This window comes from Providencia sp. AGC89, assembly GCF_053543535.1.
In genome coordinates this window covers 159,042-183,817 of the sequence record NZ_JBIXLP010000090.1, presented here as the reverse complement: position 1 = coordinate 183,817, position 24,776 = coordinate 159,042, and the positions used below count along the sequence as shown (strand labels likewise).

At 38.8% G+C, this 24,776-nt stretch carries 22 protein-coding genes; 11 read left to right on the top strand and 11 right to left on the bottom strand.

Annotated features, from left to right (window positions below; all coding sequences use genetic code 11):
- Nucleotides 1-11: 11 nt before the first annotated feature.
- Nucleotides 12-572, top strand: a complete 561-nt coding sequence (locus ACIPUA_RS19335; protein WP_042845475.1) for an NADPH-dependent FMN reductase — start codon at nucleotides 12-14, stop codon at nucleotides 570-572.
- A gap of 80 nt (nucleotides 573-652) precedes the next feature.
- Here the strand turns inward: ACIPUA_RS19335 and potD are convergent, their stop codons facing one another.
- The 4 genes from potD to potA all read right to left on the bottom strand — a co-directional run bounded on the left by potD (nucleotide 653) and on the right by potA (nucleotide 4,611).
- A complete protein-coding gene (gene potD / locus ACIPUA_RS19330) occupies nucleotides 653-1,702 on the bottom strand; it encodes a spermidine/putrescine ABC transporter substrate-binding protein PotD (RefSeq protein WP_042845476.1) in 1,050 nt (349 codons plus the stop codon).
- A 167-nt stretch (nucleotides 1,703-1,869) separates the two neighbouring features.
- The gene (gene potC, locus ACIPUA_RS19325; protein ID WP_042845477.1) at nucleotides 1,870-2,655 is read right to left on the bottom strand and encodes a spermidine/putrescine ABC transporter permease PotC; all 786 of its coding nucleotides are present in this window, start codon (nucleotides 2,653-2,655) and stop codon (nucleotides 1,870-1,872) included.
- Nucleotides 2,652-3,515 carry a spermidine/putrescine ABC transporter permease PotB gene (potB, locus tag ACIPUA_RS19320; protein ID WP_042845478.1) on the bottom strand — a complete coding sequence of 288 codons (864 nt, stop codon included), beginning with the start codon at nucleotides 3,513-3,515 and terminating at the stop codon, nucleotides 2,652-2,654. The genes potC and potB overlap by 4 nt, the downstream gene beginning before the upstream one ends.
- Complete coding sequence (gene potA, locus ACIPUA_RS19315) at nucleotides 3,502-4,611, bottom strand: spermidine/putrescine ABC transporter ATP-binding protein PotA (protein ID WP_042845479.1); 1,110 nt, start codon at nucleotides 4,609-4,611, stop codon at nucleotides 3,502-3,504. Before potA ends, potB begins: the two co-directional genes overlap by 14 nt.
- Before the next feature lie 879 nt (nucleotides 4,612-5,490).
- Here potA and ACIPUA_RS19310 point away from each other — a divergent pair.
- Entirely contained in the window at nucleotides 5,491-7,137 is a 1,647-nt protein-coding gene (locus ACIPUA_RS19310) for a fumarate hydratase (RefSeq protein ID WP_042845480.1), read from the top strand.
- A 108-nt stretch (nucleotides 7,138-7,245) separates the two neighbouring features.
- On the opposite strand, the gene ACIPUA_RS19305 is transcribed toward ACIPUA_RS19310, so the two are convergent.
- From ACIPUA_RS19305 to ACIPUA_RS19280, 6 genes are all read right to left on the bottom strand, one after another.
- On the bottom strand, nucleotides 7,246-8,211 hold the full coding sequence (locus ACIPUA_RS19305) for a fimbrial protein (protein WP_071548632.1): 966 nt from the start codon (nucleotides 8,209-8,211) through the stop codon (nucleotides 7,246-7,248).
- A gap of 12 nt (nucleotides 8,212-8,223) precedes the next feature.
- Nucleotides 8,224-8,700, bottom strand: coding sequence for a fimbrial protein (locus tag ACIPUA_RS19300; RefSeq protein WP_449060021.1), 477 nt, complete (start codon nucleotides 8,698-8,700; stop codon nucleotides 8,224-8,226).
- An 85-nt stretch (nucleotides 8,701-8,785) separates the two neighbouring features.
- Nucleotides 8,786-9,514: a fimbrial biogenesis chaperone gene (locus tag ACIPUA_RS19295; protein ID WP_449060020.1), complete on the bottom strand. Its 729-nt coding sequence runs from the start codon at nucleotides 9,512-9,514 to the stop codon at nucleotides 8,786-8,788.
- A gap of 11 nt (nucleotides 9,515-9,525) precedes the next feature.
- Nucleotides 9,526-12,021 carry a fimbria/pilus outer membrane usher protein gene (locus ACIPUA_RS19290; RefSeq protein ID WP_042845485.1) on the bottom strand — a complete coding sequence of 832 codons (2,496 nt, stop codon included), beginning with the start codon at nucleotides 12,019-12,021 and terminating at the stop codon, nucleotides 9,526-9,528.
- Nucleotides 12,022-12,103: 82 nt separating this feature from the next.
- A complete protein-coding gene (locus ACIPUA_RS19285) occupies nucleotides 12,104-12,661 on the bottom strand; it encodes a fimbrial protein (protein ID WP_042845487.1) in 558 nt (185 codons plus the stop codon).
- A 237-nt stretch (nucleotides 12,662-12,898) separates the two neighbouring features.
- Entirely contained in the window at nucleotides 12,899-13,141 is a 243-nt protein-coding gene (locus ACIPUA_RS19280; protein ID WP_042845488.1) for a helix-turn-helix domain-containing protein, read from the bottom strand.
- Nucleotides 13,142-14,416: 1,275 nt separating this feature from the next.
- Here ACIPUA_RS19280 and ACIPUA_RS19275 point away from each other — a divergent pair.
- From ACIPUA_RS19275 to ACIPUA_RS19235, 9 genes are all read left to right on the top strand, one after another.
- On the top strand, nucleotides 14,417-15,427 hold the full coding sequence (locus tag ACIPUA_RS19275; protein ID WP_449060019.1) for a nitrilase family protein: 1,011 nt from the start codon (nucleotides 14,417-14,419) through the stop codon (nucleotides 15,425-15,427).
- An 85-nt stretch (nucleotides 15,428-15,512) separates the two neighbouring features.
- The gene (locus ACIPUA_RS19270; RefSeq protein WP_042845491.1) at nucleotides 15,513-16,430 is read left to right on the top strand and encodes a LysR family transcriptional regulator; all 918 of its coding nucleotides are present in this window, start codon (nucleotides 15,513-15,515) and stop codon (nucleotides 16,428-16,430) included.
- Nucleotides 16,431-16,486: 56 nt separating this feature from the next.
- Nucleotides 16,487-17,485: a 3-oxoacyl-[acyl-carrier-protein] synthase III C-terminal domain-containing protein gene (locus ACIPUA_RS19265; protein ID WP_042845492.1), complete on the top strand. Its 999-nt coding sequence runs from the start codon at nucleotides 16,487-16,489 to the stop codon at nucleotides 17,483-17,485.
- Complete coding sequence (locus ACIPUA_RS19260) at nucleotides 17,482-18,489, top strand: NAD-dependent epimerase/dehydratase family protein (RefSeq protein WP_129466669.1); 1,008 nt, start codon at nucleotides 17,482-17,484, stop codon at nucleotides 18,487-18,489. Before ACIPUA_RS19265 ends, ACIPUA_RS19260 begins: the two co-directional genes overlap by 4 nt.
- Nucleotides 18,483-19,286, top strand: coding sequence for an MBL fold metallo-hydrolase (locus ACIPUA_RS19255; RefSeq protein WP_042845493.1), 804 nt, complete (start codon nucleotides 18,483-18,485; stop codon nucleotides 19,284-19,286). The genes ACIPUA_RS19260 and ACIPUA_RS19255 overlap by 7 nt, the downstream gene beginning before the upstream one ends.
- Before the next feature lie 8 nt (nucleotides 19,287-19,294).
- Entirely contained in the window at nucleotides 19,295-20,560 is a 1,266-nt protein-coding gene (locus tag ACIPUA_RS19250; RefSeq protein ID WP_131680218.1) for a F390 synthetase-related protein, read from the top strand.
- Nucleotides 20,557-21,168 (top strand): phosphatase PAP2 family protein, encoded by a 612-nt coding sequence (locus ACIPUA_RS19245; RefSeq protein WP_048606004.1) that lies wholly within the window; start codon nucleotides 20,557-20,559, stop codon nucleotides 21,166-21,168. Before ACIPUA_RS19250 ends, ACIPUA_RS19245 begins: the two co-directional genes overlap by 4 nt.
- Nucleotides 21,165-22,286, top strand: coding sequence for a sterol desaturase family protein (locus ACIPUA_RS19240; RefSeq protein ID WP_210831807.1), 1,122 nt, complete (start codon nucleotides 21,165-21,167; stop codon nucleotides 22,284-22,286). Before ACIPUA_RS19245 ends, ACIPUA_RS19240 begins: the two co-directional genes overlap by 4 nt.
- The gene (locus ACIPUA_RS19235; RefSeq protein ID WP_449060018.1) at nucleotides 22,279-23,382 is read left to right on the top strand and encodes a fatty acid desaturase family protein; all 1,104 of its coding nucleotides are present in this window, start codon (nucleotides 22,279-22,281) and stop codon (nucleotides 23,380-23,382) included. Before ACIPUA_RS19240 ends, ACIPUA_RS19235 begins: the two co-directional genes overlap by 8 nt.
- Before the next feature lie 38 nt (nucleotides 23,383-23,420).
- Here ACIPUA_RS19235 and ACIPUA_RS19230 read toward each other — a convergent pair whose 3' ends face one another.
- Complete coding sequence (locus ACIPUA_RS19230; protein WP_042845498.1) at nucleotides 23,421-24,740, bottom strand: polysaccharide deacetylase family protein; 1,320 nt, start codon at nucleotides 24,738-24,740, stop codon at nucleotides 23,421-23,423.
- Nucleotides 24,741-24,776 lie beyond the last annotated feature (36 nt).

Here is a 24,776-nt window from a genome sequence, read left to right as displayed (position 1 = left end):
GAGGTTTTATCATGTCAAATCAATATAGTATTGGTGTTATTGTTGGTAGCTTACGTGCAGATTCTTACAACTTAACCGTGGCTAAGGCCATTACCAAGTTGTTCCCAGCAAACTTTACCTTTAAGTTTATCAACATCGGTGACTTACCTCTCTACAACCAAGATGCAGACCAAAGTGTGCCAACTGTGGTCGCAAATTTTAAATCGCAGATTAAAGCTTGTGACGGAATTATTTTTGCTACCCCAGAATATAACCGCTCAATCCCTGGCGTGTTGAAAAATGCCATTGACCAAGGTTCCCGCCCTTGGGGTGATAATTCATGGGATGGCATTCCAGCAGGCATTTTAGGTGTTTCTATTGGTAATATCAGTACCGCAATAGCCCAACAGCACCTACGCAATAGCCTTGCATTCTTAAATATGCCTACCATGAACCAACCCGAATGTTACTTGAAATGGTATGACGGCATGGTGGATGAGCAGGGAAATATCTCACCAAAAAGCAAAGATTTCTTACAACCTTGGGCCGATACCTTTGCAAAGTTTGTGGCACATAATATTGTGAGTAAATAAGTGGGTTGGCAATATGCCGCCCATAAAAAAGGGCACTCAACCAGTGCCCTTTACATAAAATAAACCTAATAATCAGATTATTAACGGCCTGCTTTTAGCTTTTGAAAATACTCTTCATACAGAATATTGGTATTCCCGACATCGCTTTGCCACTCGCCTTTTTTCAGCACCTCTTCACTTGGGTAAAGGGATGGGTCGTTAGCAATTTCCGCAGGTAACATTTTCTTAGCTTCTAAATTTGGTGTTGGGTAACCAATAGATTCAGCAACTTGTGCCGCAATTTCAGGGCGCAGTAAGAAATTAATTAGCTTATGGGCACCTTCAACGTTTTTTGCATTGGCTGGGATGGCTAAGCTATCCATCCAGAAAATCCCACCCTCTTTTGGCCATACGACCTCAATAGGTAGACCTGCTTGCCTTGCCACAAATGCAGAGCCATTCCATAACATACCCACATCCACTTCACCTTCGATAAATGGTGTCGCTGGGTTGTCAGAGTTAAAGGCTAAAATATTCGGACGAAGTTTTTGTAGCTCTTTATAAGCTTCTTCAATTTGTTTCGGGTCGGTCGTGTTCCCTGAATAGCCCAGTTTAGTCAACGCGACTTGGAATACTTCGCGCGCATCATCCATCATTAGTAGGCTATTTTTATACTCAGGTTTCCAAAAATCAGCCCACGAAGTCACCGAGCCTGGATCAACCGCTTCACCGTTAATCCCGATCCCCGTAGCGCCCCAAATATAAGGCACGGAATAATCGTTATTTGGATCGAATTCTTTATGAATTAAATTTGGATCTAGGTTTTTGAAATTACTTAATTTACTTTGATCGATCTTTTGCAGCATCCCTTCTTTGCTCATTTTGGCGATAAAGTAAGTAGATGGTACAACCAAATCATAAGCACCTTCTTTATAGGTCTTTAATTTGGTATACATACTTTCGTTTGATTCATAGGTGGAGTAAATTACCTTGATACCCGTTTCTTTGGTAAATTGCTCTAATAAACCGGGGGGAACATATTCTGTCCAGTTATAGAAATACAGTACGTCTTTATTATCGTCAGCGGCGGTTGCCGTGCCAATACTTGCAGCCATTAAGCCTGCCGCCAGTAGATAGGACCATTTTTTCATGACTGAGCTTCCCTCAACAACGTGTTTTTACCCCCGCATATCTCAAGCAATAACTTGAATTATTTAGGGTATGTATCTTATGGACTCAATTGGAGCCCACCCTCTCGCCTAATGGCATTAAAAAAAATGCTGCAATACAACAAAACACAGCACCATCGTTTAACTTATTACTTGGCTTTTTTTGAGTATTTATCCCGCATCACCCACTGACTTAAACAGACAAGCAATAGGGACATTATCAGCAACACGGTTGCCAATGCATTCACTTCAGGAGAAACACCCACTTTCACCATCGAATAAATTTTTAATGGCAAAATTTCATAACTCGGCCCCGTAACAAATGACGAAACCACCACATCATCCATCGATAATGTGAAACTCAGTAACCACCCAGCAACAACGGCAGGTAATGCTAAAGGCAGTATGATTTTACGTAAGATAGTAAATTCACCCGCACCGAGGTCACGTGCCGCTTCGAGCATCTTCACATCAAAGTCTTTGAGCCTTGCGTATACGGTAACAACCACAAACGGCAGGCAGAAAGTAATGTGAGAAAACAGCAATGACCAAAAGCCCAGTGAAACACCTAGTATCATAAATAGCACTAATAAGGAAATGGCCATCACGATATCGGGGGACATCATCACCACAAACAGCATTCCCCCCACAAAAGGCTTTCCTCTAAAACGGTAGCGAAACAAAGCAACCGCCGTTAATGTGCCAATAACTGTGGCAAAAGTTGCTGACAAGATAGCCATTGTCAACGAATGCCCTGCTGCTTCCAATAAGCTGTCATTATTACTGAGTAATTCATACCATTTTGTTGAAAACCCTTGCCACTGAATACCAAAACGAGATTCATTGAAAGAGTTAATAATCAAAATAATAATTGGAATATAAAGATAAGCGTAAATGATGGCCATAAAGCCACCACGCAAAGTACGTCCGATCATTCTTCATATGCCTTTTTATTCAGAAGCTTAGCCGCTCGATAATACACATACAGCAATAACCCCATCATCACAGTTAGGAAAATGCTGGTTGCTGCCCCGAATGGCCAATCACGAATATTCAAGAACTGGCTCTTAATCACATTACCAATTAACAGGTTTTTTGCTCCGCCCATTAAATCTGCAACATAAAATAACCCCATTGCAGGCAGCAGAACTAATAGACAGCCCGCAATAATCCCAGGCATCGTTAATGGAATGATAATTTTTACAAACCGCTGGAATTTATTCGCGCCAAGATCCCTTGCCGCTTCTAAATATGATTTATCCAGTTTTTCGATACTTGAATAAAGCGGCATTACCATAAACGGCAGTAATATATAGATAAGCCCCAATATTACCGCTTCTGGCGTGTACATAATTCTCAAAGGTTTATCAACAATGCCAACCCAAAGTAAAAAGTCATTCAAGTACCCTTTGGTACTAAGAAAAACTTTCAAACCATAGATACGGATTAGTGAGTTAGTCCAAAAAGGTACAATCAACAAAAATAGCATCAGGGGTTGGATACGCTTTGGTAACTTAGCCAATATAAAAGCAAACGGGTACCCAATGACTAAGCAGAAGAAGGTCGCAATCAGCGCCATATTAAGCGAATGAAGCATCACTTCTGCATACATTGGGTCAGATAAGCGAATGTAGTTATCCCATGTGAAAACGAGGTCAACTAAATTAGTATCACTACGTGTCAAAAAACTGGTGCCAATAATCATGACATTTGGCAAAAAGACAAATAGGACTAACCAAGCAACGACACCGGTGATGATGACATTCTGCAAAATTTTATGTTTACGAATGATCATCCAGAACTACCTCCCAGCTTTCGACCCAAGTCACAGCAACTTTTTGGTTAAGGGAGTGGTCAACATCAGGGTCATCTTCATTGAAGAATTCGCTTACCATGATAATTTTGCCATCTTCCATCTCAACCACTGAGTCTAACGTCATGCCTTTGTAGTTACGCTCACGCACGTAGCCAATCAGCCCTGGGTAATTATCGGCATCATTCACTTCTTCAACTCGTAGGTCTTCTGGGCGTAATAACACATTAACATGCTGCCCTTCCTCGACAGAAAGTTCGGTGAAAATATCACATTCATGGCCTTCGACGTTGGCACGAATGCGTTTGTCATCAAGGCGATACAAGACTTTTGCATCGAAAATGTTAATTTCGCCAATAAATTGAGCAACAAATAAGTTTTTGGGCTCCTCATAAATTTCACGAGGCGTACCATCTTGCTCAATCTTCCCTTCACGCATAACGATGATCCGATCAGACATCGCTAAAGCTTCTTCTTGATCATGGGTAACAAAAATAAACGTGATCCCCAATTTCCGCTGAAGGGCTTTTAGCTCATTTTGCATTTGTTTGCGTAGTTTATAATCTAGCGCGGACAATGATTCATCCAGCAGCAAGACTTTCGGCCGATTAACAACGGCACGAGCAATTGCCACGCGCTGTTGTTGACCACCAGACAGTTGGTTGGGTCTACGCTCAGCAAAATCTTCCAATTGAACCATACGCAAGGCTTGGTCAACGCGCTTTTGAATTTCAGCCGCAGGTGTTTTCTGCATGCGTAAACCAAAGGCTACGTTTTCAAACACGGTCATATGAGGAAATAAAGCATAGCTTTGGAATACGGTATTCACAAAGCGCTGCTCTGCGGGAATATCCGTAATATCTTGACCATCAAGAATAATTTTCCCATCATCGACGTCTTCTAGCCCAGCAATAAGACGTAAAACCGTCGTTTTGCCGCAACCTGAAGGCCCAAGAATGGTTAAAAACTCACCATTTTGAATAGTTAAGTCAAGTTCAGAAATAATTTGTTTGCCATCAAAACCTTTATTCAAAGATTTTAATTCGACGAGTGGTGTCAGAGAGGTTGTCTCAGTCATTTATTATACACTCTATCCCTAGGAATAATGCAGATAGAACCGCCACCGTTAAAGACTGTATAAGCTTGTCGGAGATATACTCTTCATCCTTCCCCAGCAAAGCCCAAAACCAGTAGCGCCATTTTATAGTTCATAAGCCCTGCATGATAAACACAGTTTTTGTAAATTGAAAGCCATTTTCGCCATTTCGTTTGCCTTTCATTATGAATTATCAATAAATAAATCAGATTTCTGATAAAAATAAGCAACATAGAGGTATATGCTATCAATTTATCGATATCTATAGATTTTCTTAGTATATTCACACACTAAACTTAAGTTAAATTCAATGCTTTTCATATGCTTAAAATATCTAATAGGAAATAGAACTTAATTATGTAAATAATCATTTTCATTTATTTAAAACCCTTGGATTATAAATACCGTATGATTTTAAATCACATATTCCTGCAAAAAATAAAATGAAAATAAGCATTGGATTAACTGAATCGTTTTAATTGAAAAAATGTAGCCATAGCTATTTATCATGATTAAGCACTTAAATAGTCAATAATCGATAACATCTATAACAAATGGTTAAAACCTTAGTTATTAATAATATTATGTGATTTGAATCTAACTTTTATTAATCAATGACTTTTATCCCTATAAATTTAATCCGCGTCATATAATCTCATGCATCCCTTTGAATATAAGGGCCAAATTGATATAATATCAGCTTAAATTGTAACCTTTAGTAACTTGTTTTGTAAGCTTAGTTTTATTATTACACCTATAAATTTTACTTTGTGTCTTTCAAATTGAATTAATTAAGAATAAACATAAGCCTACGGGTGATTTTTTGGATATTCCACTGAAATTAATATGTGAGTGATCAAAATGGCTAATAAAGAGTTTTTTTATCAAGAACCATATCCTTTATCTGAGGATAAAACTGAATATACCCAAGTTTCTGATAAATATGTTTCTGTCGAGCAATTCGCGGGTAAACAAATTTTAAAAATAGAGCCTGAAGCACTAACACTTCTTGCTGAACGCGCAATTTATGAATCACAATTTTTTCTAAGGGCTGCTCACCAAAAGCAAGTTGCAGCTATATTGCATGACCCAGAAGCCAGTGAAAATGATAAATACGTAGCACTACAATTGCTGCGTAACGCTGATATCTCTGCAAAAGGCATTTTACCAAACTGCCAAGATACCGGAACAGTTGCTGTTGTTGGTAAAAAAGGCCAGCAAGTTTGGACGGGCTGCGATGACGAAGAATACCTCTCTCGAGGGATTTATAACGTATTCCAACATGAAAACCTACGTTTTTCTCAAAATGCCCCACTTGATATGTTCAATGAAGTCAACACAGGCACGAACCTACCTGCACAATTTGATATTTTTGCGACTACAGGTGATGAATACCATTTCCTGTTCGTCAACAAAGGCGGCGGCTCTGCTAATAAGTCAGCCCTTTATCAAGAAACCAAAGCAACGCTAACTCCTGCTAAATTAAAAGACTTCTTAATTGATAAAATGCGTAATTTGGGGACAACCGCTTGCCCTCCATATCATATCGCATTCGTTATTGGCGGTACTTCTGCTGAAACTACGCTGAAAACAGCCAAATTGGCTTCTGCTAAATACTACGATAACTTACCGACAACAGGTAATGAGTACGGCCGTGCTTTCCGTGATATTGAGTTAGAAAATGAGTTATTAGAAGCCTCACGTCACCTTGGCTTTGGTGCACAATTTGGCGGTAAATATTTTGCTCATGATGTCCGTGTTATTCGCTTACCACGCCACGGAGCCTCTTGCCCAATCGGGTTAGCCATTTCATGCTCTGCTGACCGTAATATCAAGGCTAAGATCACTAAAGACGGTTTGTGGCTTGAAAAAATGGAACATAATCCAGCCCAATATATCCCTGAATCGATGCGTAACCAAACAGAAGGGAAAGTGGTTCATATCGACCTTAACCGTCCAATGAAAGATATTTTGGCCGAGCTAAGTAAACACCCTGTATCGACTCGAGTTTCCCTCAGTGGTCCACTCATTATTGCTCGTGATATTGCTCATACCAAGCTTAAAGAACGTTTAGATAACGGCGAAGAGTTACCGCAATACTTTAAAGACCATATGGTGTACTACGCAGGGCCAGCGAAAAAACCAGAAGACATGGTCTCCGGTTCTTTAGGCCCAACAACAGGCAACCGCATGGACCCTTATGTAGATTTGTTTCAGTCCCATGGTGGTAGCATGTTGATGCTTGCAAAAGGTAATCGGACTCAATTAGTGACTGATGCGTGTAAAAAACATGGCGGTTTCTATTTAGGCAGTATCGGGGGCTCAGCTGCGATCCTCGCTCAAGAATATGTGAAAAGTTTAAATTGCCTTGAGTATCCAGAATTAGGAATGGAAGCGATTTGGAAAATGGAAGTTGAAGGGTTGCCAGCCTTTATTCTTGTGGATGACAAAGGAAATAATTTCTTTGAGCAAGTTCAAGATAAAAGCTGCCGTAAATGTGTTAAATAAGACTCTCTATACTAAGTAATGAATTACATTCACTTTCGTTAGTTTGTCTCTTTGTGCACCATAGAAAAAGAGCAGGTTCAAAGCCTGCTCTTTTCACATATATGCAAATTAATAGTAGTTAATACGAACAATAGTTGAGGCGTTAAATGCCCCTGTTTTCACTGAGCTAACTTTTTTAATCGACGCACTGTAGTCACGAGTTACAGATGTACTTCCTTGAGGCAAGCTCCCAAAAAATTGAAAGTAGTTAAATTTTATACGGTTACTTTTATCATCCATAATCGTTAGATTGGTTCCGTTTTTTAAATCAATCGCATATTCACCATTTAACGGATCGGTGGTTTCAAAATTAATATTCATGGAAAAATTATCGAGGCAGCCTCTTTTCACAGCTTGAACTTGAAAACTTTTTTTAAACTCTTTACCTTGGTTCAGCTCAGTGATCATCATCTGGCCAAAATCAATCTGCTGTGATTCAGGGTACACTTTTATATCAGCCCCACACTTGAGGAAGCGAATACCACGTAACCCAATAATAGAATACTTCAAGTTTTTTGCACCATTGGTATGATTTATCCCACCACTTCCATCAAACTGGAAAACCGTAAATTGGTTATCCCCTGTGTAGTTACCTGAAGGAGGAATAATACCCGTCACTTTGATATATAGTGTAAAAGTCACTGTTACCGTGACACTCTCTCCACGGCGAATAGGACGAGTCCCTAAGTTGACACGCTGCTCATTTTGTTCTAATTGTTGGCCTTGGTAATTCGCGCCTAGTAATAACCCCGTCCCAAGTTTTTGAGATTTCGGATTAAAATACATATGTACAACGTCAACAGCATTACCAAGTACATTGTCACAATAAACGGTCACAGTTAAAGGGTCGGACTGCCAAATAATAGAGCCTGCAATTGTATCAGCAGGAATAGCCAATTGACCTACAGGGACTGCCGGTTTTTCGACATCTCCTGTCCCCTTTTCCACACAATCTAATGCGAAGGTTTTTGGGCTAATAAAAACAAATAGAAATAAAATATAAAAACCATATTTTTGAATAAACTTGTGTATCATGATTTATACACCTTATATGTAAGTAATATTTAAGGTAATTTGCGTTTTAATATTACCCACTGTTAATTCATTTCTTGGTAGATAACTCTCTAGCATGGAATAAATCGTAATTTGTTGGTTATCATCAAAATAAATTGGATAACTGCGGTATTTACCATTGGGGACAATATTGCCATCTTTATCCATTAATCGAATCCCATAACCATTTAGAATGGTTTTGCCACCAAATAAATTACGGTCTGTACTGCTAGTTGGCTCTGAAATAAACATAAGCTGAACAACAGGGTCTCTATCATCACAGTCGCGTTTGGGAAAAATACAATCATCAAATTTTAATTTGATCTCATGCTTAGGGCTTCGATCCCCGATCTCATTAAAATAGTTCAGAGAAATTGGGCCAAGTTCAATATTTTGATCAATAGAGGAAAATGAGATTTTGCAAGGTAATGAAATAACATTCCCTGTAAAATTAAGGTCTCCTCTCATCATGCTACTGTCTGCGTAAGAATGATTTCCAACCAAAGACAACATGAAAAAACATATTGAAAAGTAACAATTTCTCATTTCTAAAATCCTATTGGCTCTCTTTTGACAATTGGCATGTCGAAGCAACACATCGGTAAGTCAACATCTTCATACCGCCGTAATCATCCATGTACCCTGTGTACAATTGAGTAAACCCTTCGCTCGGTACGACAACACGTTCTTTCGAAAGAGGTGCCACCATAACACTTTCAAAACCGGGGAAATTATTTCTATTGTTGTTACTTAAATAACCTAATGTCACATAATATTTTGTTGGGTTTTCAATGAGTAATTGATTACCTTTATGAATATATTTCAATTCTTTTGCCCAAACCTTATCGCTATTATTTTCAATCTGAGGTGGGCGATAAAACATTTTCAAACGGCTTTGAATCGCAATTTGCACGATATTTTCTTTATCAGCGACAGGCGGAATTTCACGTACATTTAAATAAAATAGCGATTCTCTATCTTGGGGAAGTAAATCAACGCCTTCTGTTTTGATGATTTTAATTTGGTTTTTCGCATTTGGTTCAACCCGTTGCATAGGAGGGAGTACCGTAAAAGGTTCTGAAACCTTATTCCCTTTTTCATCTTCCATCCAAGACTGAGCTAAATATGGCATTGTTTTACTTTGATTATTAATAACCAAACTAATCGACTTATCTTTGCCCGGAAAAATAATTCGGGTACGGTCAATATTGATTGCTGCGGACGCAAATTGCATACCGACAAAAACGAGTGAAAGCCCTAAAGCTACTACATACTTTTTACTCATACATCATTCCTTTATTGGCAAGGGATCAGGACTTTCCCCTGATTTTTTTCGGCAATATTAGGTAAATTTAAACGACACTGATTCGCGCCACTGGCCCATTTAACAAAGTAGTTTTCTTCTGGGTTAACACCGGTCAAATAAGTCACCCCACTATCTGCGATGATGCCTACTTCCCTACCGGTATTCACTTCAATAACACTCGTCCCTAATGGTGGATAATTACCATTACTCAAGCGAATAACCGCTAAAATACGTTTCCCTTGATTTGCTTTTATTTTTTGATAACCAATCGAACCTTCGGTTAATGTTTTACCAATGATATTGTCATTAACATCAACATCATCTGGTAATGTATTCATATCAATATATACATCTGAATTGGAGAAACTGTTCAAACTTGTCGCCACTCCAATCCCGAAACGGTTTGTCACTGACTCGCCATTATTAATAGAAATACCAGCAACATTGTCACTATCAATCATGACTCGTGGCTCATTATTGGTTCCATTGCGGTGCATTGCTGCACCGTATTTCGTGGCTGTCATCGAACCATACCAACTACCACCAAATGCACGATAAGAATTAATATTTTCCGTCGCGTTGACGTTTAATACGCCGTAAGGAGATGAATGCTGATAGCTACCGCTAATATTTGGCTCTGCGCGTCCAAGTTCATGTTGAGAACCGCCAACACGCATACTCCAATAGTTGTTATTCACATTCTCGCTATAGTACGCAACAGACTGCCCAAAACTGTGGTCATTATCAGCATATTGCGCGTCATAACTGATGGAGCTACCGCCTTCTAATGGGATAGAAAATGATAAATAAATTTGGTTATCATCTGTCGTTTCATATTTAATTTTATTAAGTGACAATGTCCCAGAAATATTTTTAATCTGCCCAACACTAAACAATTTACTGAAACTCATCCCAAAGTTAGTTGTAGATTCACTATTCCAAAATTGATGATGTGATGCATTAAAATAAATAGTTAAATCTAATGGGCTGATATATTGATTAAAAGATGCCGTATACACGTTTTTATCGCGTCTAAAGTCCAGCGCTCCATTAGCTGCATCAATATATTGCGGCATAGTTAAAAATTCTTTTTCAGAGAACTTATAGCCAGCGAATGTCACTTGGGAATTCGTAGACTCAAAGCGCTTAGAATAATTTAAACGGTAGCTATTACCTGAATAAGAACCAAAATTATCTAAGTTTGCGTGTGTGCGAGTAATATCCAGTGAGATCGCACCAAACATATTCATATTTTGCCCAATACCAAGGTTTACAGCTTGGTAATTAGTATTATCAATAGTCGCTATTAAGCCCCCAAAAAGAGAGGTATTTCCAAATAATCCATAGGATATCTCACCCGCAATAAACCGCGGGTCGACTTTCTGCGAGCGGCCAAATGAATCGGACTGACCCACCGTAAATTTATACAGAAATTGCCCTTGGCGAGTTAAAAACGGCAATGATGCCGCAGTCACTTGATACGTCGTTTTTGACCCATCCTCTTCCTCGATAGTCACATCTAAGGTGCCTTGTACAGCTTCTGTAATATCTTGGATATTAAATGGCCCTGGAGCTACCCTTGCTTGCTTAATCACTCGCCCATTTTGTGAAACAATCACCATTGCATTTGTTTTTGCAATCCCTGTTACCTGTGGCGCATACCCACGCAAAGAAGGCGGTAACATGCGATTATCACTGAAAACAGAAGCACCAATAAAACGGAAACTATCAAATAGGTTTGTTTTTAAATAAGACTCCCCTAACAATACTTTCGCACCCATTTCTGGTAATGCACGAAAAGCATAAAGTTGGGTCCAATCGAAACGTTCGTTTGTTTTCCCTTGAGAACGATTATATTGATATTGATAGTCTGCACGAAAACGCCAAGCACCTAAATTGATACCAGTGGTACCATTACTACTGGCACTAAATGTTTCACTATTATTTTTAGGAGAGGAATAATTCGCAAATAGGTTATAGTCAAGAAAAGCCCCTGTAATGCCATTCTCCCATTGAGATGGTGGAACCCAATAAGGGTCGTCATACTCTAACCAAGCTTGAGGAATAGAAAATAAGATATTTTGATTCGCCTTGTCGAAGCGATATGTAATATCTAAATTTTTAGATAGTTCAACACACTGGCCATTATTATTTTGCAGAAGTTCTTCCTTAACCTTCTTTTTTAGTGCAAAAATATCTACCATTTCTGGTGTAATGCAGAGTGTTGAATTATCTTTACTCGTTTCAATAAACTTAATTAAGTGTTGACCAGATAACTTTCGGCCATTCAACGTAATATCTGTCAGATATTCACCGGCTGGAATAAAATCAGGGTTTGAGAACTGACTCAAGTCAATATTATCTCTGTCCTTTGCATCAATAATATTCATATTAAATTCCACAGCATTGGATATTTCTGAAATAGAAAATGCCAATACAATAGAAAATAATATTTTATTCATTTTAAAATGAGGCAATAAAGACATGGAGTTCCCTGCCAAAAAAATAAAAAGCAAATAACAAAGGAAAAATAACAGGCAAATACATGCCTGTTATTAAAAATATAAATTACAGGTAGTTTAAAGCGTAAGTTGCTTGAGAAATGATACTACCTGTTTCAACTTTGTCACCATTTGCTTCAACACGAGCACTGAATGCCAGTTTGTTTGGACCATCAGCTAATGGCATCTCAACACTTGTATCACCTACTTTCATTGTCGCACCATCAGCGTTGATTAAACGAACACCAACACCTTTAGAAGTACCTGTATTTGCTAATAATTCTTTAGCCGTAGTGTCCGGAGTACCTGTGAAAGTGACTTTAACTTTGCTAACCGCAGGGAAAACAACTTGGTCGTTAGAATCTTTAACTTCACCTAAGTCACAGTTTTCTAAAGCAATATTGTACTGAACGCTTTGGCTAAATTTATTACCGGTTTCTAATACTTTATTTGCAACTTGGCCGAGGTCTACATTGATTGTGCCATCACCAGGAAGTGAGCAAGGTGCATTGATAACTTTACCCGTAAAGTTAATAATACCGCTACCTTGGTCTACTGGTGCTGCATTTGCAATGCCAAATGAAGATGCGATAATTGTAGCTAATGCAATTTTGGTTAATTTCATTTATATTTTCCTATAAAAAGACGACAGATGTACCAATCACCTAATAATCAAGATAATTATTAAGTTGATATTTTTTTGCTAAGAGTGTAATAAAAAAGCAGGCATTTACTATATACAATAAATATAGTAATACACCGTTATTAAAAATAATTATTTTTATGAAATGTGAATTTATCTTAATACATCCATACTAATGGATGGTTATTTTAGCATTTATAATTAGACTAATTTTAATATTTATATATGATTATTTTCTTTATTTATAAATACATCATCAATGAAAAAACAAATCATCTCCGTTTCCAGCGCATTAGCGAGAACATGTAAATTTTCGATATTAATGTTACATTCCCCCCTTTCATAGCGTGAAATTTGTTGCTGGCTAACACCAACAAGATTTGCCAATTCAAAACCAGAAAGCCCCAAGTGCTTTCTTCTTTTTCTAATCTCTTTTCCTACTATTCTATTAACGTTTGTCATCAACGATAGCCCAAGATAACCTAAAATATTAAACGGCTAAACTATATAACAGATCAAAAACCTTTAGTATAATAAAATTTGTACTTACAAATGCAAATTAAAATAGAACAAATTAATTAAAACTCGTAATTTGAGTTAATTATAAATTTCAATATATAAAAGTAAAACTGTTTCTAACGATCAATTTAATCAATTCAAGTCAGTGAAACCTATCAATATTTGTTCATTTAAATTTAGCTTTATCACTAAGAAGAAAATCACCTAAATAATACAACTTCACTTTATTATTCATATGATATTTATAATCCTAACACGTTGATTTAAGTAAAATTAGACTATATTACAACCCATGATGGTAATATATAAAAATGAGACTCAACTAACCTTACTTGATAGTTTCAGATGATTTTTAGGTATTTAATAATATAGCCATTGATTAATAAGTATTTTTATATAAAAAAATTATAAATTAATTTATTTTTTACATTGTTTTAGTTTATTTTAAAAAAACCATTGTCAGTGGTATTTTTATTTTTATCATTTTTTATAATGGAATTGATAGTCAATTTTCCATACTCCCATTAAGAGTGCGAAAGATAAAAAATCAGAGAATAGGTTAAAACATCTATTTTTGACTCATAAAAACCGTGTAATTCTCATTTAGCGAGTAATACTATTATCAAATAGTTAAATACCCCATTTTTTAGATTTAATAAATTAATATTGAAAAAATAACCTTTAAATAACAATCGGTTATATTTATTTCCAAATGTAACAAAATAAGAAATATTATTGCCAAAAGAGCTATAAAAAAACAATTTAACAAAAATAAAACATAATAATTATCACCTTAGCTGGTAAAAAGTGCATAAAATCGATGTTTATTCTTGTAAGATATCTCTTAAACAGTAAAAACCATTCATAAAACACAGAATATGGCTGCTCCTCAAAGCATTTTAGGGGAAATTCAGTGAGTCAATACTTAGAATAGCTATCACTTTCATCGTTTATTTATAAAATTCATAGCTTGGCAGAAAATATATTAGTCAATGGGTTAAACTAAGATCAATAACGCTATAAAGATATCAACACCAAGAAAAGTCTTTTTTTGAATACTATACGAAATAATATATTTAAAAATATTTATTTATCGATATATATATTTGATAACAACTAAGGACACCCTTCCGATAACAAATAGTAATTGAACAAGAAAATAACTCATTATTTTTTGTGCGAATAACCTGCTTTGATCTCCTTAACCAAGGAGATTCTATGCAAACACAATCATTACTTCGCGTTGCAACAGTGCAATTCCAACATAAACCTGGCGACAAAGCTTATAACCTAGAGCGTATTCACCATTTCATTACCCAAGCCGCAAAACAAAAAGTAAAAATACTTGTTTTGCCTGAAATGTGCATAACTGGTTACTGGCATGTTCCTAAACTAGCTGATCCTGCCGTTTATGCGCTCAGTGAAACACTACACGATAGCCCATCATTGTCCCTAATCCGCCAGCGGGCTAAAGAATTAGATATGCTCATCGGTGTCGGGTTAATTGAAAGAGGCTTAGATGGGCAATGCTACAATACTTGGGTTGCCTGCATGCCGGATGGGCAATACCATGCTCATCGAAAATTACATGCCTTTGAACACCCCGTTATCCATAGTGGAGATAGCTATACGGTATTCGATACCCCATGGGGGGTTAAAGTGGGGATCTTAATTTGCTGGGATAATAATTTGATAGAAAACCCGCGGATCAACGCACTGCTAGGTGCTGATATTATTCTTGCTCCCCATCAAACAGGAGGAACTCATTCAAGTAGCCCATATGGAATGAAACCACTCGACCTGAACCTTTGGGAAAATAGGCAAAATAACCCACAAGCATTATTTGATGCATTTCAAGGGGAACATGGGCGTGGATGGCTGATGCGCTGGCTACCAGCTAGAGCCCATGATAACGGTGTGTTTTACCTATTCAGTAATGGCGTAGGTTTAGATGATGATGAAATTCGTACTGGAAATGCGATGATAATTGACCCTTATGGGCGGATTATCAACGAAAGCTTAGCCATTGACGATGATATGATCATTGCGGATCTTGACCTCAACTTACTGCCAACATCAAGTGGTCGACGTTGGCTAACGGGAAGACGGCCAGAACTTTACCGAATGATCAATGAAACAATAGGCAATGAAACGGATATCCGTCGTGTTCGTTTTGCTTGCCAGACACCACCTTCAGTGCCTAACCCAAGTAAAAGCACTAAACCATAAGACCGGAAACTCTATAGTATCTTATTAATAAGGTGGATATTATAGAGTTAATACATTTCAACTAAGAGGTGTGCAGCAAACCATAATGGATACTCGGCTTCTTCGTGCATTTATTACCCTCGCTGATACGGCAAACTATCGTGAAGCCGCATCACGCCTCTGTATTAGCCAACCGGCTTTAACAAAGCAAATAAAATTATTAGAAAACCAATTAGGTATAATATTATTTCAGCGTGGTCGCCACGGTGCTGTACTCACCGAATCGGGCCAAGCATTATTACCTTATGCAAAACAAGCTATTAGCCAAATAATGGAGTTGCTTAACCAAGCTATCGCTCTTGGAGAAAAACCACCATTGTCCTTAAATGTCGGCTTTGGGATTTCAACTTTTCAGGAAGCTTCTTTTTTTGTTGCACGGCTTCGTGAAAAATTACCTAATATTGCGATTCAACTAGATGATATGCCCTCCCATGAAATGGAAAAACAGCTTCAAGAACATCAACTGCATATTGCCTTTACTCGCCACCTTGATACAGCCGCTACAAAAACACTTACAAGCCAGAAATTAAAACAGGAAGTACTCGCTCTTGCTATAGCCCAAGGTCATCAGAAGAAAAGCACAATAAATGACTACTTAGCGCAATATCCATTACTCACATTGCGGGCTCAACGCGGTTTAGGTCTATATCAGCAAATTCAGCGCTACCTGCAATCTGAGGGGGTTAAAATTACCCCATTGCAGGAAGCTAATGATATTCAGACTCTTATTGCATTGGTTGCCGCTAAAGTAGGCGTAAGCCTTGTTCCATACAGTGCGAGGCATATTAGCCGGGAAGATATCTGCTTTATTCCTATTCAACATCACAAGCAAGCCCAATGGCAAATTGACGTTGTTTGGCAATCGTCATTACCTAAAGCATGGCAAACAGTTATTTACGCGCTAATTGACGAGGTTCATAAAGAGTTTACCGATAACAATAACTCCGTAATTCCTATATATTAAATGGTAGAACTCTGATATTTATTACCCCCATCTTTGTTAGATAGGCACTACTTTATATGTCTGGTAATAGCTTAATCACACCACTTAAAATCATAGCTTCTGGTGTAGCACTGCCTAAGAATAAAATTTTTTCTTCAATGCTTGATGAAAAACTCAATAAATCGATAGGGTTTGTTGAAAAACATTCAGGCATTGAATACCGCTATCATGCCAGTAATACTGATTCGCAAGCCGAGCTGGCAGCTCAGGCGATCCAAAACACACTGGACGCTAGTCATATCAATCCTCAAAGTATTGATATGCTAATAAATGCCTCTGCTATCCCTGTTCAAGCGTTACCCTGCTCCGCAGCGCATATCCTGGAGCAATCAAACTTAAGGGAAGGCATTGCATGCTTTGATGTCAATGCCAGTTGTATTAGTTTTATTACCGCATTACAAGTTGCCGCGGGCTTACTCGCAACCAGTGCTTATCAGCGAATTGCTATCGTCTCTGCAGATATTGCTTCACGGGGAATTGATTGGCAGGACAAGGAATCATCATTGATTTTTGGGGATGGTGCAGCTTGTGTGATCGTTGAAAAAGGCGATGGAACTAGCGGTATTATTTCTTATACCCATACAACTTATACTGCTGGCATTGATTTTTGTGAAATCCGAGCTGGCGGTACAAGGCGTAATCCGCGTTCAGGTATGACTGAGGATGATTTCCTTTTCCATATGCAAGGTAAAAAACTATTCCGCTTAGCCTCCTCTTTAATTGAAGACTTTATGCAACAGGTTTTTCATGAATCAGGCTTACAACTCAAGCAAATAGAGACAGTTATTCCACACCAAGCTAGTCATTTATCGTTAGAGCATATGCGCCAACGTGTCGGGGTAACAACAGACCAATTGATTGATATCTATCGATATCGTGGTAACCAAGTCGCAGCATCTATCCCCTCAGCATTACATGAGGCGATTATTAGCGGTCGGTTTTATGAAAAGCAAAGTGCAATGTTAATCGGAACAGCAGCAGGATTAGCACTATGTGCAATGGTACTTATCCCGTGAAAATATTAGTCACCGGCGCAACCAGTGGGCTAGGACGCAATGCTAGCGAATATTTACTGCAAAGGGGGATTGAAGTCATTGCTTGTGGTCGTAATCAACAAGCAGGTCAACAACTGAGCCAAATGGGTGCTAAATTTATTTCAGTAGAATTGGCCGATTTAACCCAGCAAGATGCCAAAAAACTAATGGCCGGCTGTGATGCAATATGGCACTGTGCCGCACTTTCTTCGCCTTGGGGAAAGCGCCAAGACTTTGAAAAAACAAATATACATGCGACTCAAACCTTAGCAACTGCCGCTGGTGAAGCTAACGTTTCGCGCTTTATTCATATTTCTACCCCTGCAATTTATTTCAATTTCACACACCAGCAAGATATTAGTGAATCGACGGTTAATACCCATTTTGCCAATCAATATGCAAGAACAAAATATTTAGCAGAAACCGTTATCGAACAGTGTGTGAGCCAGTTTCCAACAACACGCTACACTATTTTACGTCCAAGGGGGTTATTTGGACCTCATGACCGTGTACTTTTACCGAGGTTATTAGCACAAATAAAATCACGCCAAGGTAAATTGATATTACCTAATGGGGGAAATAACCATTTCGACCTCACTTATGTGGGAAATGTGGTTCACAGTATGCAATTAGCGACTGTTAAAAATGGACTTAAAAGTGGAGCTGCCTACAATATCACCAATCAACAGCCTCAAGCGCTAAAGCAAACGCTTCAACAATTGTTTAGTGAATTGAATTTAAAGTGTGAAATTCGTTCTGCGCCTTACCCGTTACTGTATGGTCTGGCAACTCTTTTAGAAGCGATTGGCTATATAACAGGAAAAGAACCCTTACTGACGCGTTATAGCCTTGGAGCCGCCTATTTCACCATGACACTTGATAACCAAAAAGCACAACAAGAACTCGGTTATTACCCTTTATATACGATGCAACAAGGGGTCAAATTAACGGCGAAATGGTTAAAACAGCAGGAGAATTTATGTTAACCATCCACCAGTATGAAGTGGGGTATTGCACACACCCAGGTTGCGTCGCCCTTAAAGGTGCGAGCTTTAAATCCTGTAAATTTCCTGCCAGAGCATGGTTAATTAACGATGAAAACCAACGTTGGTTATTTGATACTGGTTATGCGACGCATTTTTATGATCATACTCGCCACGGAATTATGCGGTTATATCGAGCCATTACCCCAGTTTACTTCGACAGTAAACAGGCATTAGTTAATCAGCTGGCTGATGATGGAATAAAACCCGCAGATATTAATGCCGTTATTTTGTCTCACTTTCATGGTGACCATATCGCAGGGCTACGTGACTTCCCTGAGATCCCCATTATTTGCTCTGGTGATGGGTGGGCAAAAACACGTCACTTAACCGGTTTTGCCGCCTTAAAAAATGCCTTTGTCAGCGGGTTATTACCCGATGATTTTGAACAACGCACTGTGTTTTATGAAGGGTTTGAGCGTGTTTCTTTGCCTCATGAATTGCAAATATTAGGCGAAGGTTACGCCGTAAATAAGCAAAAGACCTTATTAATTGTACCGCTTCCTGGTCATGCAGCAGGTCACATTGGTTTATGCGTTTTAACGAATACAGGTTGGGTGCTCCTTGCGGGGGATGCCGCGTGGTCACCAACCAACTATAAACAATTACGTGGGCCAATGGCGATTGCTAATATCATCATGGATGATAAGCAAGCGTATTATGAAACGCTGAATAAATTACATGAAATTGATAAGCAAAATATTGTCATCCAACTTTGTCACGAGGGTGAATTGCAGTGATCTTTTCCATGCTTTGGCACTATTGGCGAGCACGCCGTCTAAAATTTGAAAACCGTGAACAACTTGAAGCCTATCAGCAAAAGCGCTTAACACAATTCAAGCAAAAAACATTGGCTAATAGCCGCTATTTTTCCCCGTATATTCATCAACCACTCCATGATTTTCCCATCATGAATAAACACATCATGATGAGTCATTTTGATACGATGAATACCGCAGGGCTTTCTCGCCAAACATTACTCGATTGTGCACAAAAAAGTGAGCAATCTCGCGATTTTGCCCCTAAAGTAGGGAAATATAGTGTTGGGTTATCCTCTGGGACATCAGGTCGCCGCGGCCTTTTTGTTGTTAGCCCTGAGGAGCAAAATATCTGGTCTGGCAGTATGTTAGCCAAAATGTTACCGAGTGGGCTGTTCAACGGTGAGCGTATTGCGTTATTTCTTAGAGCCAATAATAACCTGTATGAAAGCGTCAATAACCGCTGGATATCCCTGCGTTTTTATGACCTTTTCGCGGATTTTCAACAACAATTAATCGAACTAGAAAGATATCAACCTTCTATTATTGTTGCCCCAGCTCAAGTGCTGTGCGCTATTGCCCAAGCGATTAGCCGCCAACAAATTCAATTAAAAGTACAAAAAGTCATTTCAGTGGCGGAAGTGCTTGAACAACATGATAAACAAAAATTACAGAACTGCTTCCCGAGTGTTGGTGAGGTCTACCAAGCCACTGAAGGTTTTTTAGGCTGTACTTGTTCGCATGGAACTCTACATTTAAATGAAGCCTTTATTCATATTGAACCTAACTGGATCGATGATGAACGATTCTCTCCGATTATCACTGATTTCACGCGGAAAACTCAGCCGATTGTCCGTTATCAACTCGATGATGTTTTAGTTGTGAAAAAAACACCTTGCCCCTGCGGTTCCCCTGAATTAGCGATTGAACGTATCGAAGGCCGTTGTGATGACTTACTCCAACTCCCCGACCAAAAAGGGAATACGGTGACTATCTTTGCAGACCCCTGCGCCCGAGTCATTGCCAATAGCATTCCCCTTACCGCTGACTTTCGGTTGACCCAGCAAGGCCAGTTATTAATTTTACAAGCGGAATGTACACAGCTTGAATTAAATGATTGCCAACAGCAACTCGAAAACTATTTCACTCGTCAGCAAGTCGATATCACTCAGTTACGCTGGCAATTATCATCTGAGCCAATTCAACAAGCTCTCTCTATTAAAAAACGCCGGATTATTCGAAAGGAAGAGCAATGAATACTAAAACGTTATTCATTAGGGCGTTATATTGTTTAATCGGCTGGGGAACAGTCGGCATTGTGTATAGTTATACTGGTCAAAATACAGATAATGTCCATCTACTGGCTCCAAGTGCGGTTGATAGCGCGGTGCCGTTCTCCCCTAGTGCGGTTTGGTTTTATCTATCCTTCTTTTTGTTTATCCCATTAGGCTATTTTTGCAGCCCAATAGAACGAACTCGGTCATTAATGTTTGCTATGCAATTATGTGCCTTAGTCTCTGGCGCTGTTTATTTACTGTATCCAACCACAATGCAATATTACGATTATGATTTAACCTCATTTTCGGCTCACGCTTTATCCGCTTTAATCAAGATTGATAGCCCTCAAAATTTATTACCTTCTCTACATGTCTCATTGACTCTTGTCGTACTGAATGCATTATGGTCGGTAAAATATAAATTTCGAACACTGTTGTACTTTTTATGGGCCGCAGCCATTTGTGTGTCTGTGTTGGTACTAAAACGCCACTTATTTATTGATGTTATCACTGGAGCAGTAACCGCTTGTGGAGCGCTGTTGGTTGTCCACATGGCAAAATACGGCTTAGAGAGAAAACGCTCATGAATGAATTAACCTTTCCGATTATTTTTATGTTAGCGGTCGTCATTGTTGAAGGCTTAGTGATCGCCAAAACACAAAAGGGGTCGGTAAGTTGGCAGGAATTGGTTTTTAACCTGAACTCTGGTCATATTATGTTGTGGCTATTTAGAGGGTTAGAGCTTTTTTGTTATGGCTTTGTCGTTACACACTACTCATTCAACCTTGTTGAAAACTGGCCAACAGCTTTAATTTGGATATTTGCTATTTTAGCGTGGGACTTTGGCTTTTACTGGCTGCATCGCTTACACCATACTTACCGCCTATTATGGGCAGTACATGTAGTACATCACCAAGGAGAACACTACAACCTATCATTAGGTGTACGTAATTCATGGTATTCATCTCTAACCTCAATCCCATTTTTTATGTTATTGGCTCTTATCGGGGTGCCTTTAGAAGTCTTTATTACTGTTTCCATTTTGCACTATACCATCCAATTTTTTAACCATAGCGCGTTGATCCCACGCCTTGGTTGGTTAGAAAAGTTTATGGTGACACCACAGCATCACCGAGTTCATCATGTAAAGGAAGGGCACTACTCGAACCGTAATTTTGCAGGTAGTTTTATTTTTTGGGATAAGCTATTTGGCACTTTTTCCAAGCTACCAGAAACAGAGCACCATTTTGGTATCAAGGGTGCACCAGCATCCGAGAACCCATTTATTGATAGCAATTTACCTTTTTGGAAAATTATTAATCGCCGCCGGCAGACAACCCAAAAACCATCACCGTTATTTCGCACCAACCAATTTGCTCTTGTGATAGGAACACTTCTGCTATTTATATTAGTAATTGGTTATGTCTACCTATACGGCTACGGTTATCAAGGTACAACACTGCAACAAGTCATTTTATTTGTTTTATTAGCACTGGGAACTATTGCCCTATCAGGGATATCAGATGGCCGTAAAAGTGGCTTAATAAGCTGGTTTTTTATAGCCTGCTTATTACTTATTTGTATTCTATTTATTTGGCAATGGACAAGCCCATTTTGGATAATTTCGACCAGTGCGCTGTGGTTACATAGTTTGCTGATGCTCATTGGCATTGGTCGTAAACCAGTGCAGGTGCTCAATGTCTAATAAGCCACTAAGACCATTAGGTTATCAACATCGCCATGATCAGGCTTTTCAAAAAGCATTAAACAATGCTGCTATGCAGTATTTAAAAGACCGTTCAGATCACCGTTTTGCAGATCTACGCTTCTATTTAAAAAGCCTAGTTTTAGTATTGTGCTGTTTCGGCAGTTACATCGTAGCCTTGTGCGCGAATGCGCAATGGGCTTTTTTCACTTTTTATCCGCTCTTTATCTGTTTTGCCCTGTTGTTGGCGATTAATTTGGTCCACGATGCCTCCCATAATGCGATTTTTAAACATGGGAAAGCCAACTATTGGCTTAATTTCTGGGTCACTATCCCACTTGGCCTAGACCCTGAGTGTTGGCGTGTTAGACACATTATTTTTCATCACGCCCACACGAATATTCGTCACTATGACCTAGATATTGAAGAAAATTTTGTGCTACGGCAGACCCCATACCAACGCTGGTACCCTTTTATGCGGGCGCAACATCTGTACTGGCCCTTGGTTGCAGCCATGACATTTCCGGCGTTGATCTGGTTTTTTGATTGGTTAGATAGGTTTCACTTCACGAGAGTCGCCCCACATATGCGCCATCAAGGGCAGAAAGGGCTTAGTACCTTTTTATTGGCAAAATTTCTCCATCTGTTTATCGCTATTATTATCCCTATCTTAGTTGTTAGTGATATCAGCTTAGGTACATTGCTGCTCACTTATTTGCTTAGCCAAATGTTTGCATCACTCATATTTGTTGTTTTGATACTCGGCACACACTGGGCAAAGGCAACCTTCTACACCCCACCCCAAGAAGGTAATATGCCCCACGGGTTTTATACACATACATTTTCAACCACTTATGATTGGCATACCACGCCTCGTTGGCTCACCTATTGGCTAGGTGGTTTAAACTTGCACTTAACTCATCATTTGTTTCCCAACTGGAATCACCGCCACTACCCTGCCCTTGCAAAGATCATCGAACAAACGGCAAAGCAGTTCTCAATGGAATATCACTGTATCAATGCCAAAGAACTGTTTATCTACCAGCAGCGGTTCTTAAAGGAAATGGGAACTGGCAAACAAGCCGATATGCACTGAATACCGATAAAAAGGAATTCAGTGCATTAAACGGGATATCACCTGTCGATAATAATATTTTGATTAACCACATTCTGTTCGCTATTCCCAACCATCTGAGAAAATTTGTCGAGGGGATCGGTACGAAATGCATACAAGCGTTTTAAGGCATATGGGTTATCCCCTAGCTTCACTTTCCCTTGAATTGTCGTCAAAGCTAGGTGTAAGCCTGCTTCTTTTGCGGCATCCATTGCAGATTGGTTATAGCCACCAAAGGGGTAGGCTAAATAGCGCTGCTCTGGCTCAAAATGGCTAAGTAGCCTCATTGAGCGTTTAAAATCCAACATGGCCGTGTGTTGTTTACGGCTAAAAATAATCGGTGAGTTATGGTTATCCAAACGATGTAAAAAGTGCGTATGCGATTGAATATTAAATACATCTTGGCTATCTTTTATTTCTTGTTTGCTCATAAACTGTAACGAATCTGCAGACCACTTTTCTGGATGAGTTTTGACCCTTGAAGAAATAACAAACAAAGTTGCTTGCTGATGATTTTGCCTTAAAATCGGTAACGCATAACGGTATACGGATTTCAAACCATCATCGAACGTCAATACCACGGCTTTGCCGGGCAAGTTAGCTGATTTATTCAAATAATCTTCCACATCCTGCAAAGAAAGGGTTTGATAACCCGCTTGCTTGAGGTAATTCATTTGTTCACTGAATGCTTCCACCGAAGTGGCTGTCGATGTTTCACGAAACAGTTTATTTTCACTATCTTGTAAAATATGGTGATAAGTTAAGATTGGAATACCTTTATCCAACGCAACATCATCCAGATGAACATACCCTAGTCTGTCACCTAAGCGAATTGTCAGCCAAGCTGTCTTTGTACCTATTTTATCGGTTTTTATCATTCTAGCGACGACCGGATAACGTAAGTTTGCCCATAAAGAGGCAATTTGCCGGCCACTGCTATCAGCTGATTGATAAACAGGCGTTTTTTGCCGTGTGATTAGATAATCATAAACGGGTTTTTGTAAGTCATTTAACCTATCAATATCTGGAATATAACGAGGGGGTTTATTCGCAAGTGCTGTTGCCTTTACAAACGCATAATCATTACCAAATTGCATCGCGCTATAATCCCCTGAAGAGTTATAAGCATAGAACCCATGATTATGGTTAAGTTCAGCCACCGCACGCATTTCACCCGCGACCCTTGAAAAAATAATTTCTGTTTTTTGGGTTTGGATTAGTTTAGGGGGAATATCGGCTAACCGCCAATCCTGCGTATTATGCTCAACAACTGTGGCTAAAGATGGGGAAATAGAATTTATGAATAAGACTAAAAATAAAACAAGTAATTGTTTACACATTTTTTATCCATTACCAACAAAGTTTGCATTAATTAT

Bases quoted from the DNA above. Each gene is read 5' to 3' on its own strand.
- ACIPUA_RS19335 (WP_042845475.1), top strand. From the start codon at position 12: ATGTCAAATCAATATAGTATTGGTGTTATTGTTGGTAGCTTACGTGCA.
- potD (WP_042845476.1), bottom strand. From the start codon at position 1,702: ATGAAAAAATGGTCCTATCTACTGGCGGCAGGCTTAATGGCTGCAAGT.
- potC (WP_042845477.1), bottom strand. From the start codon at position 2,655: ATGATCGGACGTACTTTGCGTGGTGGCTTTATGGCCATCATTTACGCT.
- potB (WP_042845478.1), bottom strand. From the start codon at position 3,515: ATGATCATTCGTAAACATAAAATTTTGCAGAATGTCATCATCACCGGT.
- potA (WP_042845479.1), bottom strand. From the start codon at position 4,611: ATGACTGAGACAACCTCTCTGACACCACTCGTCGAATTAAAATCTTTG.
- ACIPUA_RS19310 (WP_042845480.1), top strand. From the start codon at position 5,491: ATGGCTAATAAAGAGTTTTTTTATCAAGAACCATATCCTTTATCTGAG.
- ACIPUA_RS19305 (WP_071548632.1), bottom strand. From the start codon at position 8,211: ATGATACACAAGTTTATTCAAAAATATGGTTTTTATATTTTATTTCTA.
- ACIPUA_RS19300 (WP_449060021.1), bottom strand. From the start codon at position 8,700: ATGATGAGAGGAGACCTTAATTTTACAGGGAATGTTATTTCATTACCT.
- ACIPUA_RS19295 (WP_449060020.1), bottom strand. From the start codon at position 9,514: ATGAGTAAAAAGTATGTAGTAGCTTTAGGGCTTTCACTCGTTTTTGTC.
- ACIPUA_RS19290 (WP_042845485.1), bottom strand. From the start codon at position 12,021: ATGTCTTTATTGCCTCATTTTAAAATGAATAAAATATTATTTTCTATT.
- ACIPUA_RS19285 (WP_042845487.1), bottom strand. From the start codon at position 12,661: ATGAAATTAACCAAAATTGCATTAGCTACAATTATCGCATCTTCATTT.
- ACIPUA_RS19280 (WP_042845488.1), bottom strand. From the start codon at position 13,141: ATGACAAACGTTAATAGAATAGTAGGAAAAGAGATTAGAAAAAGAAGA.
- ACIPUA_RS19275 (WP_449060019.1), top strand. From the start codon at position 14,417: ATGCAAACACAATCATTACTTCGCGTTGCAACAGTGCAATTCCAACAT.
- ACIPUA_RS19270 (WP_042845491.1), top strand. From the start codon at position 15,513: ATGGATACTCGGCTTCTTCGTGCATTTATTACCCTCGCTGATACGGCA.
- ACIPUA_RS19265 (WP_042845492.1), top strand. From the start codon at position 16,487: ATGTCTGGTAATAGCTTAATCACACCACTTAAAATCATAGCTTCTGGT.
- ACIPUA_RS19255 (WP_042845493.1), top strand. From the start codon at position 18,483: ATGTTAACCATCCACCAGTATGAAGTGGGGTATTGCACACACCCAGGT.
- ACIPUA_RS19250 (WP_131680218.1), top strand. From the start codon at position 19,295: ATGCTTTGGCACTATTGGCGAGCACGCCGTCTAAAATTTGAAAACCGT.
- ACIPUA_RS19245 (WP_048606004.1), top strand. From the start codon at position 20,557: ATGAATACTAAAACGTTATTCATTAGGGCGTTATATTGTTTAATCGGC.
- ACIPUA_RS19240 (WP_210831807.1), top strand. From the start codon at position 21,165: ATGAATGAATTAACCTTTCCGATTATTTTTATGTTAGCGGTCGTCATT.
- ACIPUA_RS19235 (WP_449060018.1), top strand. From the start codon at position 22,279: ATGTCTAATAAGCCACTAAGACCATTAGGTTATCAACATCGCCATGAT.
- ACIPUA_RS19230 (WP_042845498.1), bottom strand. From the start codon at position 24,740: ATGTGTAAACAATTACTTGTTTTATTTTTAGTCTTATTCATAAATTCT.